Origin of the sequence: Corynebacterium amycolatum (assembly GCF_016889425.1) — a bacterium.
Classification (GTDB): domain Bacteria; phylum Actinomycetota; class Actinomycetes; order Mycobacteriales; family Mycobacteriaceae; genus Corynebacterium; species Corynebacterium amycolatum.
Genome location: NZ_CP069513.1, coordinates 1,426,819 through 1,443,168 on the forward strand (window position 1 = coordinate 1,426,819; position 16,350 = coordinate 1,443,168).

Consider the following 16,350-nt stretch of genomic DNA (forward strand, 5'->3'; position numbering starts at 1 on the left):
GCCTACCTCTTCGAAGCTGAGCCCAGCGGCCCTCGGATACCCCATCACGCGCATATGTCAGATGACCTAAAGCGCGCCATAAGTGTTTTCAGACAGATAAACTTCCAGGAGGAAAAGTGAATAAATTCACATGGGCGACCGGCTTCGGTGCCCAAGTTGTCTATGGCCTGATTATTGGTCTCATTTTGGGCTTCATGGCCCGCAGTACTGGCGATGACTCCTCGCTGCGCACAGCGCTGGACGAGGTCGGCAGTACCTACGTCACGCTGTTGAAGCTGCTCATTCCGCCGCTGGTGGTCACCGCAGTCGTGGTGTCGATTGCCAACCTGCGCCAGGTCGCAGGCGCAGCCAAGCTGGCTGTTTCGACGCTTATTTGGTTCGCCATCACATCCTTTGTATCGGTGGTTATTGCCATTGGCCTGGGCTTGCTTATCAAGCCGGGCGTTAACTCCGGCGTCGATGCCTCGGCTGCACAGGAACCGGATTCTGTGGGCTCGTGGTGGGGATTCCTGCAGAGCATTGTCCCGCAGAACTTCCTCGGCCTTGGTGTGAAGATCAGCGAATCTGACGGTGCTGTATCCGGCTCGCTGAACTTCAACGTCCTGCAGCTGCTGGTCATCGCGATTGTCTTCGGTATTGCCGCAGTAAAGGTCGGCCCGAAGGCTGAACCGTTCATCGAGTTCTCCGGCTCTCTTTTGACCATCGTGCAGAAGGTGCTGTGGTGGGTTATCCGTCTGGCACCAATCGGTACTGCGGCTCTGATCGGTCATGCTGTCGCTGAGTACGGTTGGGAAGCACTTGGCAGCCTGGGCAAGTTCGCCATTGCCATCTACATTGGCCTGTTCCTGGTTATCGCAGTTGTGTACCCAGCTGTGCTGAAGATTCATGGCATTAGCCCAATCGACTTCTTCCGTCGCGTCTGGCCAGTGACCTCGCTCGGCTTCTTTACTCGTTCGTCGATGGGCGTCATGCCGGTCACTGAGCGCGTTGTCTCGCGTCGTCTGGCAGTGCCGGATGAGTACGCCTCTTTCGCAGTGCCGCTGGGTGCTACCACGAAGATGGATGGTTGCGCTGCCATTTACCCGGCTATCGCAGCTATCTTCGTGTCGCAGTTCTACGGGGTACCGCTGGACTTCACGGACTACCTGCTCATCATCTTCGTCTCCGTTATCGGTTCGGCTGCAACTGCTGGCACCACCGGCGCTACCGTCATGCTGACCCTGACCCTGTCGACCCTCGGCCTGCCACTCGCCGGTGTCGGCCTCCTGTTGGCTGTCGAGCCGATTGTGGATATGGGACGCACCGCGGTAAACGTCACCGGTCAGGCCGTGGTCCCGTTGGTCGTCGCAAAGCGTGCAGGAATTTGGGACCAGGGCGAGTGGGACGCAAGCGCCAACGCCGACCTGTCGCCAGCCGACGAAACAGCTGACGAGTCGGACGACGAGTCTGCGGACGCGCCTGCTGAGAAGTCCACGTCTGCCGCGCTTGCGTAGTCTTGAGGACATGACTTCTTGGAAGCCCTCTGTTCTAGCGCAAGTTGACCAGTGGCCAGTCGACGCGGTCGCGGCTGCCGCGCGTGCCGACGATGGCAGTTGGCACACCCACGGTGATAGCGGCCGAGTTTTTGAACTGGCCAGTGTGACCAAGCTGTTGGCGGCCGTGGGAATGCTTGTGGCCGTCGAAGAGGGTGCGCTGGAGCTCAATCAAGAGCTCACGCCACCCGGTCGTGGTGCGACTGTGCGTCACCTACTGGCGCACGCCGGCGGGGTGGGGTTTGCCAGCCGTGAGCTGGAAAAAGAGCCAGGGGAGCGGCGTATTTACTCCTCCGCGGGTTTTGACATCATCGCCGATGTAATCGCCGCGGAGGCAGACATGCCGTTTAGTGAATACCTGCGCCAGGCTGTGTTTGAGCCGCTAGGGATGGCGGATTCCGTGCTGGATGGCTCGGCAGGGCATGGCGCGCGCAGCAGCGTCGCTAATCTCATGGCCTTCGTCGATGAGATTCTCGCCCCGACTCTTCTGCATCCCGATACCGTGACTGAGGCGTTGACGGTGCAGTTCCCGGGGCTGAATGGTGTTGTGCCTGGCTATGGTATGCAACGTCCGGCCGATTGGGGCCTGGGCTTTGAGATCTTCGGGCACCCCGATTCCAAGCAGGGGCTGTGGTTTGGTGCCTCGATGCCCAAGGATGTCGCAGGCCATTTTGGGCAAGCGGGCACACTCCTGTGGCTGCATCGTCCAACCGGACGGGCGGCAATCGCGCTGACCGACCGAGATTTCGGCGAGTGGGCAAAGCCTCTATGGGCCGACTTCAACGACGAACTCTGGAGTGAGCTGGAAGAACACGCTGAGGATTAAGGGGGATGTGGAGTAAGCCGGCGTCGCTTGCGGCGCCGATTTTTCGTCTCAGCGTTAAATCACATCTGGGGGATTAAGGACAACTTGAGGGTTGCCAGCAGCCGTCTTGGAAATAACAATCATAAACACGTGCAACGCAAACCTCAGAAGTGTTGTTTTACCGCAGTGCTTTTTCTGCAGTGTGGCAAGTGTCGTTGGATGAGTTCGTAGGGGAAGACGAATCTCGTCTTACACCAATTGACCGCAACCTTTCCGAGGACCTTCGTCTATGCGCACCCAACTTTCAGGCGTCCTGTGGATTCACAGCATGCCAGGGCCGCTGCAACCACACATCACGTGGGCGCTGGCCCGACTCAGCATGCCCGATGGCACTAAGCCAGGCCGGGATATTTGGCGTGCGACCGACCAGGATTCCACTTTGTGCGCTGAGGTGCCTTTCACTGCAAGTGCTGACACCATCGCCACACTGGTGGACAACCTGGCTAGGTGGCCGCGCCTCTATTTCGAGCTGGCGCAAGACCCAGCCGTGGATGATGACGGCTACGCCATTGACGGTATGCGCTACTGCCATACCCCGCAGCTGGGGACTTTCGCCGGACAGACCGATGCCGCCGGAAACATCGTGATCAACGAAGACGCGCTGCGTTCCATCATGGCGCGCGGCGGCGACATCAAAGGTGCCCTCGACGCGGCCATCGGTGGGCCGTGGGACCGCGTGTTAGAGCCGATGCGCATGATGACGGCAGGCTACGCCCCCGAAGACTGCTTTACGACGTCCACCCCTGCCGGGACCGACAGTGCCAGCGGCAACTCGACCGCTGGCAACGCAGACCTTGGTGGGGTAGAGGCAGCTAACGTGCTGCAGCTCTACCCGCGCCGGGCGGCGATGTAGTCAACTACATCGCCGAGGGTCTTAAACGAGGAAATGTCCTCGTCCTCAACGCGGGCTCCCAGCTCTTCTTCGCAACGGACGGCCAACTCTACGACGCTTAGGCGGTCAAAACCGTAGTCGGTCAGCGGGGTGGAGAGCTCTAAGGACTCCACCTCGTCGTTAGCCATCTTTTTGACGATTGCCGCGACCTCGCCGTGAAGACCTGCGGGCAGGTCAGCGTCGGCGGAACTCTTCTTCGAGCCCCCGTTCGCTGCATTAGGTGAGGCATCGTCAGCGTCACCGGTGACCTGTGTGCCCAGTAGGGCGCTGAGCTGATCTCCAAGGCTTGAGGTCATTATTCAGCGTCCTGAGTGGTTGCGGTTGGATCGGTAATCTGCAGCTCTTCAGCTGCTTCCTGGGCGACATTCATGTCGAGCTTGCCAGCGCGTGCCAGTGCGGACAGGGCCGCAACAGCGACTGACTCGCCGTCGGAGTTGAAGTAGCGGCGAGCGGCCGGACGGGTATCCGAGAAGCCGTAGCCGTCGGTGCCGAGGACGGTGTAGTCACCCGGAACCCACTTGCGAATCTGCTCCGGGACCGCACGTTGGAAGTCGGTCACTGCGATGAACGGCCCATCGGTGTCGGACAGCTGGCGGGTAACGAAGGCGTCGTCGACCTCTTCAGCCGGGTTGTGTAGACGCTCAGTGTCACGCTCGTGCCCATCGCGGGCCAGCTCATTCCACGATGTCACCGAGTAAATCGAGGAAGCCACGCCGTAGTCTTCCAGGATGTCCGCGGCGCGCAGCGCCTCCTGCATGCCAATGCCGGAAGCCAGCAGGTTGACATGCTTGTCGCCCTCAGCCTTGCGGAAGCGGTAGATACCGCCAAGTAGCCCCTCGACATCGAGGTCTTCCGGGACAGCCGGCTGCGAAGTCGGCTCATTGTAGATAGTCAGGTAGTAGATGACATCTTCGCCGCGCTCTGGCCCGTACATGCGGTCGATACCGTCGCAGACGATGTAGGCAATCTCGTAGGCGAACGCCGGGTCGTAGGAGACCACAGACGGGTTCGTAGCCGCCAGCAGTTGGGAGTGACCGTCCATGTGCTGCAGGCCTTCACCGGTCAGCGTCGTGCGACCAGCTGTAGCACCGAGCAGGAAGCCACGGGTCATTTGGTCACCAGCGGCCCAAATGGAGTCAGCCGTACGCTGGAAACCGAACATCGAATAGAAGATGTAGAGCGGAATCATGGCAACGCCATGGGTGGCGTACGCCGAGCCGACAGCGGTAAACGACCCCACAGAGCCCGCCTCGGAAATGCCCTCGTGCAGAATCTGGCCGTCCTTCGCTTCCTTGTAGGACAGCATCAGCTCATGGTCGACCGGAGTGTAATTCTGGCCGTGCGGGTTGTAGATCTTCAGCGTCGGGAACCAGGAGTCCATGCCGAAAGTACGGGCCTCATCAGGGATGATGGGCACAAAACGATCCTTGAGGTCCTTATCGCGCATCAGGTCCCTGAAAACACGCACCGTCGCCATAGTGGTGGCAACCTTCTGCTTACCTGATCCCTTGAGCAGGTTCTTCAGGCTCTCAGGCTTTGGCACTGTCAGAGGCTCGTAGCTAGTGCGGCGCTCTGGCACGAAACCGCCGAGCTCCTTGCGTCGCTCCAGCATGTACTGCACTTCCTCGGACTCCGGGCCCGGGTTGTAGTACGGCGGCAGGTAGGGATCCTTCTCCAGCTCCTCGTCGGAGATTGGAATGCGCTGGTTATCGCGGAAAAGCTTCAGGTCGTCGAGTGCTAGCTTCTTCATCTGGTGGGTCGCGTTGCGGCCCTCGAAGTTGTGGCCAAGGCCATAGCCCTTAACCGTGTGCGCCAGGATGACAGTCGGCTGATCCTTGGTCTCCAAGGCCTTCTTGTAGGCAGCGTAAATCTTGCGGTAGTCGTGGCCACCTCGACGGAGGTTCCAAATCTCCTCGTCGGTCATGTCCTCGACCAGCTTGGCAGTGCGCGGGTCACGGCCGAAGAAGTGCTCTCGCACCCAAGCGCCGTCGTTAGCCTTCAGGGTCTGGTAATCGCCATCGCAGAACTTATTCATCAGGTCGACTAGTGCGCCGTCCTTGTCCTTGGCGAAGAGCTCGTCCCATTCACGGCCCCAAACGACCTTGATGACATTCCAACCAGCGCCGCGGAAGAACGACTCCAACTCTTGGATGATGCTGGTGTTACCGCGCACCGGACCGTCGAGACGTTGCAGGTTGCAGTTAATGACGAATGTCAGGTTATCCAGGTTGTTCAGCGCCGCATGCTGAATGGCACCACGGGATTCCGGCTCGTCCATTTCGCCGTCACCGAGGAAGGCCCAAACGTGCTGCTGTGAGGTGTCCTTGATGCCGCGGTCATGGAGATAGCGGTTAAAACGGGCCTGGTAGATAGCGTTAATTGGTCCCAGCCCCATAGACACCGTCGGGAACTCCCAGAACTCCGGCATGCCATGCGGGTGCGGGTAGGAGGGAAGGCCATTGCCCTCACCGAGGGAGACCTCCTGTCGGAAACCGTCGAGGTCCTCTTCGGTCAGGCGCCCCTCTAGGAATGCACGGGCGTACATGCCCGGCGAAGCGTGGCCCTGGAAGAAGACGTGGTCACCGCCGCCTGGGTGGTCCTTGCCGCGGAAGAAGTGGTTAAAGCCGACCTCGTAAAGCGGTGCGGCACCCGCATAGGTGGAGATATGTCCGCCCACGCCGATACCTGGACGCTGTGCGCGATGGACCATAATTGCCGCATTCCAGCGGATCCACTTGCGGTAGCGGCGCTCAATGTCCTCATCGCCTGGGAATTCTGGCTCCATCTCAGTCGGGATGGTGTTGACGAGGTCTGTCGAGGTCAGCGGCGGTAGGGCCACGCGCTTTGCCGTGGCACGTTCCAGCAGTCGCAGCATGAGGAAGCGTGCGCGTTCCGGACCTGCCTCTTCCAACAGGCCGTCGAGAGACTCAAGCCACTCCTTGGTCTCTTCAGGATCTGCATCCGTGAGATAGGAGGCGACCCCATCACGGATAAGGGCAAAATTTGACTCATCAGAGTGGGCTTGTGGCGTACCTGACGATGTATCGGACATTGTGAGCTCCTTTCAGTCCCTGAAGGAAAGGCAAAGGTTATTGTTCTCCACTCTACTTCTGAATCGTTTGTTGTGCCCCTAGCCGTTTCTTACACACGCTTTCACCGAATAATCCGCTTGGCTTTACGACGAACATTGCGAAGAACACCGCGAAAACTGCACCTTTTTGGGGAAATTCTTATTTTGCAGCTGTGAAAAATGTATTTGAGCGGTAAAATTTCTCCACATAGTTCGAAAAATCGAGCTGAATATTTTTTCTAGAGGAGGAAAAGGGAAGTGGTCAACGCCACAGGCGCTGCTCATGAATATGCGAGCAGGCTCGGCATCAAGGAAGGTCAGCTAGTCCAGGAGGTTGGCTGGGATACAGACTGTGACTCAGCAATCAGTGAGTCGGTCGAGAATTTCCTGGATGCAGACCTGCTCGACGAAGACACGGATGAAGTTGTCGACGTCGTATTGCTGTGGTGGCGTGAAGAAGACGGCGACTTGGTCGATGGTCTTGTGGATGCTTCCCGCCCTTTGGAGGATGAAGGTCGCGTTTGGCTACTCACGCCGGGCGCTGGTCAGCCGGGTGCCATTGATCCTGGCGTGATTGACGAGTCCGCACAGCTGGCAGGTTTCTCCAACACCTCGGCGCTTCGGCTGGGGGATTGGCAGGGCAATTGCCTGGTGCAGCGCTCTAGCTAACCGGCTCTAGCTGTCCCGTTTGAATCGGCTACTAGCTGAGCTGTTGAAACAATCGACATAAACGCTGTTTGTAGTGCGCAATTGGCAATCTATGTTTTCCGTGTGTTAGAGTTTCGCAGCAGCGCGGCGATAGCTCAGCGGTAGAGCTCTGGTTTTACACACCAGCGGTCGGGGGTTCGAAACCCTCTCGCCGCACAGATATAATCCGCCCGGATTCTTGTAACGGAGAATCCGGGCGGATTTTGTTTGTGCTAAACTTCCGGTCTGTGCGTTTTACAAAATCGCTTGCCACCATTGTTTTTGTCGGATCTCTGCTCGCGGGCGCTCCCGCCTACGCAATCGGCGGGGATGGTAAACCGATAATCGATTCGGCCACCTGTAAAGCAATGGTCAAGGCTGCAAATGCGGGCGAGCCGGTGGATAATCCGTCGATTCTCCATCTCTCGGATCAGATGCCTTCCTATATTGCCGACGGCACTTTGGATTACGTTGTTGCCCCAGATTTTCCGTACCGCGCACAGCTAGATGCTGCTACTCAAGAGTGGAATGAAAAGCTCGGTGGCAAGGTTGTGCTTCGGGAAGTGACCAAGGACAAGGCTGATTCGGATACTGTGAACGTTCGCTATGTGCCAAGGCCGGACTCGCGCGTCTTGGCTTCTGCATCGGAAATTAGTAAGGAGATGACGGTTTTCGTTACTTCCACTCTCTATCCCGATGCAATTCGCAGCACTCTTGCCCACGAGTTTGGGCACTTGCTCGGTATCCGGCACACTTGTGATTACACCTTGATGGCCGCATCGCAGCACCGCCATCCGGCAGCGCATGTCACTCCGCTCGATGTCGCAGCCGTTCTGCAGGGGCAATTTGATTAGATTGTGTACACATGCCAGAAGTCGACACCTCTGGCGGCGTGGAGCGGCCATCGCAGTGGGGTATGCACTTGACCGCATTTTCGCAGATCCCACCAATCACCATCCGGTGGCCCTCTACGGGCAGGCCGTCAGCAAACTTGAGTGCCGAATCTACGCCGACTCCAAAGCGCGCGGTGTGGCGTTCACCGCAATCGCAGTGGCCACGCCGGTAGCGCTTGCCGCCGCAGCCAGCACAGTCGCACCGAGTCTCACGCTGGCTGCCGCCACGTGGGCTTCGCTCGGCGGCACCACTCTCCGCCGTACTGGCGAGCGCATGACTGACCGACTCACTTCCGGCGACATCGATGCCGCCCGCGAACTTGTGCCGTGGTTGTGTTCGCGTGATCCGGAAGCTCTCGACGCTGATGGCATCGCCCGAGCGACCGTCGAATCGCTCGCTGAAAATACCTCCGACGCAGTCACCGGCACTCTCATGTGGGGTGCCATTGCAGGCGCTCCTGGTGTGGTCGCTCATCGAGCGGCTAATACCCTCGACGCGATGGTGGGGTACCGCAACGCTCGCTATCGGCAGTTCGGGTGGGCCAGTGCACGGCTTGACGACGTCGTCGGGTTCTTCCCCGCGAGACTTACAGCTGTCGCAACTGTGGTTGCAGGTCCGGACCGTCGTCAAGCATTGGCAGCGTGGCGACGAGACGCCGACAACCACCCAAGTCCAAACGCGGGCGTCGTGGAGGCAAGCGCTGCAGGCGCGCTGGGGCTGCAGCTGGGCGGCGCGACGGTGTATCCCAGCGGAGTGGAGATGCGCCCGGTGCTTGGCAGTGGTCGGAGGCCTGCGGTGGCCGATGTGCGGCGTGCCGCAGGGCTGAGCAAGCGAGTACAAAACATTGTTGCGCTCAGCTGCGCCGGAGCAGCAGTAATTGCCGGATGTATCCGACGAGTGAAAGCGCGAGCTGAGAGTTAGAAACGCTCGTCGTATCGGTTATCGCGATAACCTGCGGCGCGGTGGCCAGTGTTGCCGTAGCGCTGCGCCATGCGCTGACGGTGCAGCTCAGCGGCGCGATCCTCTTCGGGCTTAGCCGGCGGAGAGGTGGGAGTGGCGTCGTCGTCCGATTCGGGTGCCGCGTCCTCGGTGTCATCAGCGTAATCGACTGGTTCTGCGGCTTCGGCATCGCGGAGATTCTTGGCCATCTCCTCCTGCTCCGCGCGGTCGCGTTTGCGTTCGACAATCTCGGCGCGAATGAACCAGACGACAGCCAGCGGCACGAGAGCGCCGAAGAAGATCCACTGGATGCCGTAGGAGAGGTAGGGGCCGGACTCCAGGGTGGGCAGCGGAATGGCCTCGATGACGGCATCGGATTTGTCCGAGAGCTGAAGCCAATCGGGGTTGAGTTCGGTGCCGACGAGCTCGGACACTTCCTTGGTATTGATTCCGTAGACCTGCGGCGGGGTGCCGGGGATTGGGGCGGTCTCGGCGGGAACCTCGTTTCGGCGGATAAAGGCCGAGATAGTCAAGGTGCCCTTCGGGGCTGGCTCAACATTGGGGGTGCTGGAGTCTGTAGGACGCACAAAGCCACGGTTGACCAGGTAGTTTTCGCCATTGTTAGCGACGAAGACATCGAGTACCTGGACAGCGGGTGCGCCATTTACTGGGCGGTTACGCAATAGTACGCGGGTATCCGGCAGGAAGGACCCGGTGGCGGTAACGCGACGCCATTCGTTGCCCTCGACGAAGCCTTTGCCCTTGGGCATTAGCTCGTTGACATCTACGGGGTTGAGCTCGAATGAGTGCTCAAGCTGCTGATTGCGATGCTGCGTCGCGGTGTTCTTACCCAACTGCCACGGAGCCAGAACAGTAAATGCGAGATAGGAAAACGCAATGGCGACAATCGCAGTGAGAACCCATCCAGGGGTCAGAAACTGGCGCACATTCTTAAACACATTCATTGAGCTTACCCGGTGCTGTGGCTGGCACCAGAGCGGCTGGCACTAGAGCGGATGGCACTGTTGTGGCGGGTGGGCAGTGGCACCTGTTTTAAAAGTGCATACCAAATGAGCACAGTGCTGATGAGGTGATGAGGGGGAGGAAAAGGCTGATTGCCGTGAGGGAAATCTCGCTTTCACAAGGATTCACCTGCGCGGAGATTGAGTGAACTTCGGGTAAAGTTGTTTGAGCGTATTTGACGGGGAATCTACCCGGGATAGATGGAAAGAGAGGTGTCGTGGTGGGCACGCAAACAGCGAAATCTTCGCCTTCACGTCGCTTCAGCACAGTCTCGCGCCAGTTCATCAAGTTCGGTCTGGTCGGCGGCACAGGTGTGGTTGTCAACCTGATTGTCGTGATCATTGCCCGCAAGTTGGGTCTCAGTCTGGGCACCAATGAACACGACGTGTTTTTGAACCTGTTCGGAACACGGTGGAATATCCGTTACTCCCACGTCTATGCAACTCTGGCGTTTGTCGTGGCTAATATTTGGAACTTCCAGCTCAACCGGTCCTGGACTTTCCGAACTGACAATCGCCCGAACTGGTTTAGACAGTTCTTCCCGTTTTTATTTGCAGGTATCTCAGCACTGATTGTGAACCTGGTTGTCATTACGCTGCTGACTAACCCCACCTCGCCGCTGGCACTGCCAACGGACATTTTCGACGACTCCACCGGTTTTAGGAACCGCCTCTACTGGGCAAACCTCATCGGTGTCATCTTGGGCACGCCCGCTAACTTCATCTTGAATAAGATTTGGGCGTTCCGAAACCGAGGCAATGCCAATAAAACAAAAGAAAAGGTTGTTTTGAAACCTTAACGTTCAGAGGCCAGCGCCAGAGTCTCACGCAACCATGCGATGATGCCCGGCGTCGCGGCCTCAATTTCGTTTCGAGTGCGGACGAACCCCTCCGGGCCACCGTAGTAGGGATCGGCCACGACGGCACCCTTCGGGGACGCCGGGTCGAAGGAACGCAGCAGGCGAATCTTTTCTTTTGGCACGCCAGCGCGGAGTAGACCATTGATGTGCGATTCATCCATGGCGATGAAAAGCGTTGCATCCATGTGCTCATCGCCTAGCTGTGCGGCGGTGTGATTTGGGTCGTAGCCGGCATTTTCCAGCTCGGCTTGCGCCCGCTCGTCGGCGGGTTCGCCGACATGCCAGCCGCCGATTCCGCAGGAGGCGAGCAGGACATCGTCGGCAAGCGCATTGGCTTCAACTGCGTCACGGACGATGATTTCAGCCATGGGGGAGCGGCAGATATTTCCGGAGCAGACAAACACGACGTACACGGACTCAGTACGATGCGACGAGTTCATAAGCATAATAGGCAAAACCAAACTTCTCGGAAAATAAAAATAGGATTGTCACTAATCGTTGACGAGTCTTAAAGATACAGCATTTCCCGCACAACACGATTCAGGTCCCCAGGCGACGACGCCACCGCCGCTGCCGATGCCCACTCAGATTCTGAGCCGTAGCCCCATTTAACAGCGATGGCGGGGATGCCGAACTGTGCTGCGCCCTCAAAATCATGGATGCGATCGCCGACCATTACGACCGAACCACGCGGGCGCACTGCTTCATCGGGTTCAATGCCCAACTCCTTGAGCGTGTACTCAATGACCTCAGTCTTTGTCTGCCGTGAGCCGTCGTCGCTGGCGGCGCCGATGAAGTCAAAGGCGTCGAGAAGTCCGAAATTGTCCAGGGTCTTGCAGGCGAAGTACTCGCCCTTGGAAGTCGCAGTGGCTAGCTGTACGCCTGCTGCCCGCCAATCGCGCAGGAGCTCCGGCCAGCCGGGGAACATCTCGGCACGCTGCCAAGCACCGGCGTGTTGATGCTCCATATACACAGCGAAGGCTCGGTCGACCTGTTCGTCGGAAAGCCCGAGAGATGCGAGTGTTTCCACCATTGGCGGCCCGGGAATCGTGTTGATAAAGCTCTCAGGCGGAAGTGGGCGGTCAATTTCCTCCAATGCAAGGCGAAATCCATGTGCGATTGCGGGGAGAGAATCGGCGATGGTGCCGTCGACATCAATAAGGACAGTGGGGCGATGGCCAGTGGACATATTGTTCATCCTAAAAGGTCATTAGGCTGGATGGCATGTTAGACGACCCGCTGCGCTATCATGGCGACCAGGCCGCCCATGGCGCTGACCTGGACTTTGCCGTCAATGTCCACGGCACCACACCGCAGTGGCTACAGCACTCGCTGGCCACGTCCCTCGGAGAACTTGCCGCGTATCCGTCGGCGCAGCTCGATGCCGACGTCCGCGCCGCCATCGCCGCCAACCACAATCGCAGCGCCGACGAGGTACTGCTTCTCCACGGCGTCGCCGAGGGCTTCTCGCTCTTGCCTCACTTGGGCTTGCCCGCCACAATCGTCCAGCCGCAGTTCACCGAACCCGAAGCCGCCTTCCTCGCCGCAGGAGTCGAGGTGGATTCGCTGGTACTGCCGTCGCCGTACACGCTCATGCCTACGCTTGCCGACGTCCACGAGAACGCATCCTTCCCGCATTCCCAGCAGCTTGAAGGCCGGATGGTCATCATCGGCAATCCGACCAACCCCACCGGCGTTGCTCATTCAGCGAATGACCTGCGGGGGCTCGCCAGCCGTTGTGGAATCCTGGTCGTGGATGAGGCGTTTATGGACGTCGCCGATGGCGAGATTATTCGGCGGTGCTCGCTAGCCGATTGCAGGCCGGGGGAAGCGAACAGAATCCCCGATAATGTCATCGTTTTCCGCAGTATGACTAAGACCTGGGCAATCGCAGGTCTGCGCTGCGGTTACGCACTCGGTCACCCGGAGCTCCTGGCACAGCTGGCGCGACGGCGTCCGCACTGGCCGCTGGGCACGTTGCAACTTACCGCTATGGCGGAAATCGCGCGTCGTGAGGAAGAGCTGCTATCAGAAATTCGTGCCGAGATTCGTCAGCAGCGCGAGTCTATGACCCAGCTGCTAGTGGCCGCCGGCTGGCAAGTGTTGGATTCCGAGGCTCCCTTTGTCCTGGCGCGTCCGGGAGGTGACCGGAGTTCTCACGATGGGCAGGGTGCTGCGGAGGTTGACGTCGTCAAGCATGAGCGTCTGAGACAGCGGCTCGCTGCGCGCGGAGTAGCCGTGCGGCGTTGCGACACCTTTGCCGGCCTGGACGGTTCGTGGTGGCGGCTGGCCGTGCGGGATGACGCGAGTGTGCGGCGGCTTGTTGCGGAAGTAGCGGATTTGCTGTCGCAGAACTGATGCGGTGGGGCGGAGTTCACTACGCTGGAAGAGAAGCTGGAGAGAAATGCATGTTGAAGGGATGGATGTATGACGGACTCTGCGCAGACCCGTGCCGAGGGCAATAACTCGGTGGTGACCGTTGCCGACGTGCGTACGGCGATGGACGCGGCCTACCCGCCGGCACTGGCGGAGAGCTGGGATAAAGTTGGCCTGATTTGCGGTGACCCGCAGGATGAGGTGCGTCGCATCGCGTTGGCGCTGGACTGCACTGACGAGGTCGCAGATCGCGCGATTGCCTCCGGTGCTCAGATGCTCGTTGTGCACCATCCGCTGCTTCTGCGCGGTGTGAATTCCGTGGCGGCGGATACACCGAAGGGTCGGATTATTCATAAGCTGATTCGGGCAGGTGTAGCTCTCTTTGCAGCGCACACTAACGCTGACAGCGCACGACCGGGTGTCAATGACCAGTTGGCCACGATGCTCGGAGTCGAACCGGGTGCGCCGCTAGCTCCGCAGCCGGCTCCCGGCTTGGATACCTGGACGGTGAAGGTTCCGGCAGATCACGTCGATAAGGTCGCGCAAGCCATGTTTGAGGCGGGCGCGGGCACTATCGGCGACTACGACAGCTGTGCGTTTCGCATTAACGGCCGCGGCCAGTTCCGCCCGCTGAGCGGGGCAAATCCCTTCATCGGCGCCGAGGGGCAGGTCGAGTATGTCGAGGAAGTGCGCCTGGAGATGGTCGCACCACGGTCCATGCGCGCGGCGATTGTTAAGGCTCTCGTTGCAGTGCATCCGTATGAGGAACCGGCATTCGACATCGTGGACAATCAGGCCACCGGTCTGGACCCGCAGCAGGCTGTGGGCATTGGGCGAGTGGGCACGCTAGATACGCCGATGCCATTTAAGGACTTCGTTGCGCGTGTGGCTGAGCGTCTGCCTGCAACGGCATGGGGCGTGCGCGGCGCAGGCGATCCGGAGCGGATGATTCGTACGGTTGCCGTTGCATCTGGTTCGGGCGACTCTTTCCTGGACACTGTGGCGAAGATGGGCGTCGATGCTTTTGTTACCTCGGACCTGCGGCATCATCCTGTAGATGAGACGCTGCGGACCGCGGACTTCTGCGTCGTGGATACGGCCCACTGGGCCAGCGAGTTCCCCTGGTGCTACCAGGCCGCAGACATGCTGGCCGAGAGGCTCGGGGTCGCGACCGAGGTCCTTGAGGTGCGCACCGATCCCTGGACAGTGGCAGAATCGTCGACACAGGCAAGGAAGTGAAGACCATGAGGCTTAGTCCACAAATCCAAGTGGCGATGTTGGAAAAGGCGGAAAACCAAACTCTGTTGGATGGGCTCACCGCCCGCCAGAACGTTCTGCCCGAGCGTGCCGAGTTGCAGGAGCTGCGCAAAAAGCACAGCCGTCAGGCCAGTGAGGCAGCGCGCTCCAAGCTCAGCGCCTCCGATATTGGCCGCGATATTGCCAAGCTGGAATCGGACATCAACAAGCTGAAGGCTCGCGAAAAGGCAGACCGTCTGTCGCTCGGTGCCACAGAAGACGCATCCACGCGCCGTGACCTCGAACACGACCTGCGCTCCACCGAGCGCCGCCGCGAGCGCGCTGAACAGGAACTCCAGCAGTACGAGCGCATGCAGGAGGCCTATCAGGTCGACGCTGAGCACGAATACGACGCCGACGAGGCGCACGATGACATCGTCGCCGCCAAGCAAAGGCTTAACGACGCCGAGGTTGACCTCATTGCGCGCATTTCCATCGCTGAGACCCGAATCGAAGAGGCTGACAAACTCATTGATGGTTCGGCAGCCAAGCTTTACCGTCGTCTAGCGCTTGCTAACGGCATCCCTGTTGCACGCCTGAACGGGCGCACCTGCGGTTCCTGCTTCATGGAGCTCGATGTCGGAACCGTGCATGAATTCACCACGCTCGCGCCGGAAGAAGTGACGTTCTGTCCTGAATGTGGCGCGATGATCGTGCGTGCGGAAACGCTGGGAGCAGTGAAAGGCAAGTAAATGAGCCAGGCTGCAGACAAGCGCGATAGCGCGCCGGGCTGGACGGGTGCGACCACGGACCCCACGCGGCTGGTGCTGCTGCGCCATGGGCAGTCGCCGATGTCGATTCGCCGGGAGTACTCGGGAAGTCGTTCGAACCCCGACCTGACGGAGGTCGGCAGGCAGCAAGCGGCAGCGGCGGCACGGCACCTCGTAGAGCTGGTCGATAGCGGCAACATGAATTTCTCTGCCATTGTGGCCTCTCCACAGCGTCGTGCACAGCAGACCGCAGAGGCGGCAGCAAATGCGCTCGGCCTGGATATCCACGTTGACGAGGACCTGCGGGAGACCGACTTCGGGCAGTGGGAGGGCATGACTTTCTCCGAGGCGCACAACTCCACCCCTGAGCTGCACAGTTCTTGGCTCGCGGACCCGACCGTGGCGCCGCCGGAGGGGGAGGATTTCCGCTCGGTCGATAGCCGAGTGGGCGCCGCGCGTGAGCGCATCGCTCAACAATTCGGTGCCTCTGATGTGCTGGTAGTCAGCCATGTCACGCCAATCAAGTCGTTGCTGCGCCAGGGGCTCGGCTGTGGCTTTGAAATCTTCACCCGCCTGCACCTGGACCTGGCCAGCCTCTCCATCGCGGAGTTCTACGCAGATGGGCCGACATCAGTGCGGCTGATTAACGACACCAGCTACCTGCGTGGTTAGCAGCCCGGTACGGCGGGTTATTTGAATTGCGGTTGTGGCGGGTACACTAACCATTCGAGCGAGCTGGCCGGGTGATCGCGGCAGTTAACGGAACCGGACGCCTCTTTTACAGAGTGTGTCCAGGCCGCTGTCGAGGAAAGTCCGGACTCCACTGGGCATGGTGGTTGCTAACAGCAACCCAGGGTGACCTGCGGGAATAGTGCCACAGAAAATAGACCGCCGGGCGCACAGCCGATGTCTTTGACGTAAAGCTGTGGAGATCCGGTGAGGGTGAAAAGGTGCGGTAAGAGCGCACCAGCGGGGCAAGTGATTGCACCGGCTAGGTAAACCCCACCAGGAGCAAGGCAAAATCGCGCATGCTTCGTCGTGCGTGTGCGCGAGTGTTTGAGGGCTGCCCGTCCGATACTCGCGGGTGTGCTGCTTCAGGCTGTCAGCAATGGCAGACCGAGATGGATGATCGCCACCCGGCGCTTTCCGAAAGGAGCGCCGAGGGACAGAATCCGGCTCATAGGCCGACTCGTTCACACAAGCTTTT

The 16,350-nt window shown here is 59.6% G+C and carries 15 protein-coding genes, 1 tRNA gene, 1 other RNA gene and 1 pseudogene; 13 read left to right on the forward strand and 5 right to left on the reverse strand.

The genetic code is table 11. The annotated features are described in order from the left end of the window. The first annotated feature begins 116 nt into the window (after positions 1–116). From I6J19_RS06370 to I6J19_RS06380, 3 genes are all read left to right on the forward strand, one after another. On the forward strand, positions 117–1,493 hold the full coding sequence (locus I6J19_RS06370) for a dicarboxylate/amino acid:cation symporter (RefSeq protein WP_187402474.1): 1,377 nt from the start codon (positions 117–119) through the stop codon (positions 1,491–1,493). A gap of 10 nt (positions 1,494–1,503) precedes the next feature. Beyond that, positions 1,504–2,358 (forward strand): serine hydrolase domain-containing protein, encoded by an 855-nt coding sequence (locus I6J19_RS06375; protein ID WP_038625980.1) that lies wholly within the window; start codon positions 1,504–1,506, stop codon positions 2,356–2,358. 268 nt (positions 2,359–2,626) lie between these two features. Beyond that, positions 2,627–3,250 (forward strand): DUF3145 family protein, encoded by a 624-nt coding sequence (locus tag I6J19_RS06380; protein WP_038625978.1) that lies wholly within the window; start codon positions 2,627–2,629, stop codon positions 3,248–3,250. Here I6J19_RS06380 and I6J19_RS06385 read toward each other — a convergent pair. Together I6J19_RS06385 and aceE are read right to left on the reverse strand one after the other, a co-directional pair. Continuing rightward, positions 3,226–3,585 (reverse strand): acyl carrier protein, encoded by a 360-nt coding sequence (locus I6J19_RS06385; RefSeq protein WP_049181616.1) that lies wholly within the window; start codon positions 3,583–3,585, stop codon positions 3,226–3,228. The two genes, I6J19_RS06380 and I6J19_RS06385, sit on opposite strands and share 25 nt — an antisense overlap. Then, on the reverse strand, positions 3,585–6,341 hold the full coding sequence (gene aceE, locus I6J19_RS06390; protein WP_038625976.1) for a pyruvate dehydrogenase (acetyl-transferring), homodimeric type: 2,757 nt from the start codon (positions 6,339–6,341) through the stop codon (positions 3,585–3,587). Before aceE ends, I6J19_RS06385 begins: the two co-directional genes overlap by 1 nt. Before the next feature lie 276 nt (positions 6,342–6,617). On the opposite strand from aceE, the gene I6J19_RS06395 reads away from it, so the two are divergent. From I6J19_RS06395 to I6J19_RS06410, 4 genes are all read left to right on the forward strand, one after another. Next, the gene (locus tag I6J19_RS06395) at positions 6,618–7,028 is read left to right on the forward strand and encodes a DUF3052 domain-containing protein (RefSeq protein WP_005511050.1); all 411 of its coding nucleotides are present in this window, start codon (positions 6,618–6,620) and stop codon (positions 7,026–7,028) included. Between the two features lie 123 nt (positions 7,029–7,151). Next, positions 7,152–7,223: transfer RNA gene (locus I6J19_RS06400), tRNA-Val, on the forward strand. Between the two features lie 71 nt (positions 7,224–7,294). Continuing rightward, the gene (locus tag I6J19_RS06405) at positions 7,295–7,900 is read left to right on the forward strand and encodes a zinc metalloprotease (RefSeq protein WP_038625973.1); all 606 of its coding nucleotides are present in this window, start codon (positions 7,295–7,297) and stop codon (positions 7,898–7,900) included. 55 nt (positions 7,901–7,955) lie between these two features. Next, entirely contained in the window at positions 7,956–8,861 is a 906-nt protein-coding gene (locus I6J19_RS06410) for a cobalamin biosynthesis protein (protein ID WP_038625971.1), read from the forward strand. Here I6J19_RS06410 and I6J19_RS06415 read toward each other — a convergent pair. Further along, complete coding sequence (locus I6J19_RS06415) at positions 8,858–9,844, reverse strand: SURF1 family cytochrome oxidase biogenesis protein (RefSeq protein WP_038625969.1); 987 nt, start codon at positions 9,842–9,844, stop codon at positions 8,858–8,860. The genes I6J19_RS06410 and I6J19_RS06415 overlap by 4 nt on opposite strands. Positions 9,845–10,119: 275 nt before the next feature. Between I6J19_RS06415 and I6J19_RS06420 the strand changes: the two genes are divergently transcribed. Next, complete coding sequence (locus tag I6J19_RS06420) at positions 10,120–10,701, forward strand: GtrA family protein (RefSeq protein WP_038625967.1); 582 nt, start codon at positions 10,120–10,122, stop codon at positions 10,699–10,701. Here the strand turns inward: I6J19_RS06420 and I6J19_RS06425 are convergent. Then, entirely contained in the window at positions 10,698–11,201 is a 504-nt protein-coding gene (locus I6J19_RS06425; RefSeq protein WP_370547223.1) for a low molecular weight protein-tyrosine-phosphatase, read from the reverse strand. The genes I6J19_RS06420 and I6J19_RS06425 overlap by 4 nt on opposite strands. Before the next feature lie 68 nt (positions 11,202–11,269). Further along, positions 11,270–11,950: an HAD hydrolase-like protein gene (locus I6J19_RS06430; protein WP_038625963.1), complete on the reverse strand. Its 681-nt coding sequence runs from the start codon at positions 11,948–11,950 to the stop codon at positions 11,270–11,272. A gap of 35 nt (positions 11,951–11,985) precedes the next feature. On the opposite strand from I6J19_RS06430, the gene cobC reads away from it, so the two are divergent. The 5 genes and pseudogenes from cobC to rnpB all read left to right on the forward strand — a co-directional run bounded on the left by cobC (position 11,986) and on the right by rnpB (position 16,339). Further along, the gene (gene cobC / locus I6J19_RS06435; protein WP_038625961.1) at positions 11,986–13,119 is read left to right on the forward strand and encodes an aminotransferase class I/II-fold pyridoxal phosphate-dependent enzyme; all 1,134 of its coding nucleotides are present in this window, start codon (positions 11,986–11,988) and stop codon (positions 13,117–13,119) included. A gap of 69 nt (positions 13,120–13,188) precedes the next feature. Beyond that, positions 13,189–14,376 carry a Nif3-like dinuclear metal center hexameric protein gene (locus tag I6J19_RS06440; RefSeq protein ID WP_038625959.1) on the forward strand — a complete coding sequence of 396 codons (1,188 nt, stop codon included), beginning with the start codon at positions 13,189–13,191 and terminating at the stop codon, positions 14,374–14,376. A 5-nt stretch (positions 14,377–14,381) separates the two neighbouring features. Next, positions 14,382–15,125: a zinc ribbon domain-containing protein gene (locus I6J19_RS06445; RefSeq protein ID WP_038625957.1), complete on the forward strand. Its 744-nt coding sequence runs from the start codon at positions 14,382–14,384 to the stop codon at positions 15,123–15,125. A 24-nt stretch (positions 15,126–15,149) separates the two neighbouring features. Then, a pseudogene (locus tag I6J19_RS06450) lies at positions 15,150–15,815 on the forward strand (histidine phosphatase family protein); the annotation flags it as partial. 59 nt (positions 15,816–15,874) lie between these two features. Further along, positions 15,875–16,339: RNase P RNA component class A (gene rnpB / locus I6J19_RS06455), an RNA gene on the forward strand. Positions 16,340–16,350 lie beyond the last annotated feature (11 nt).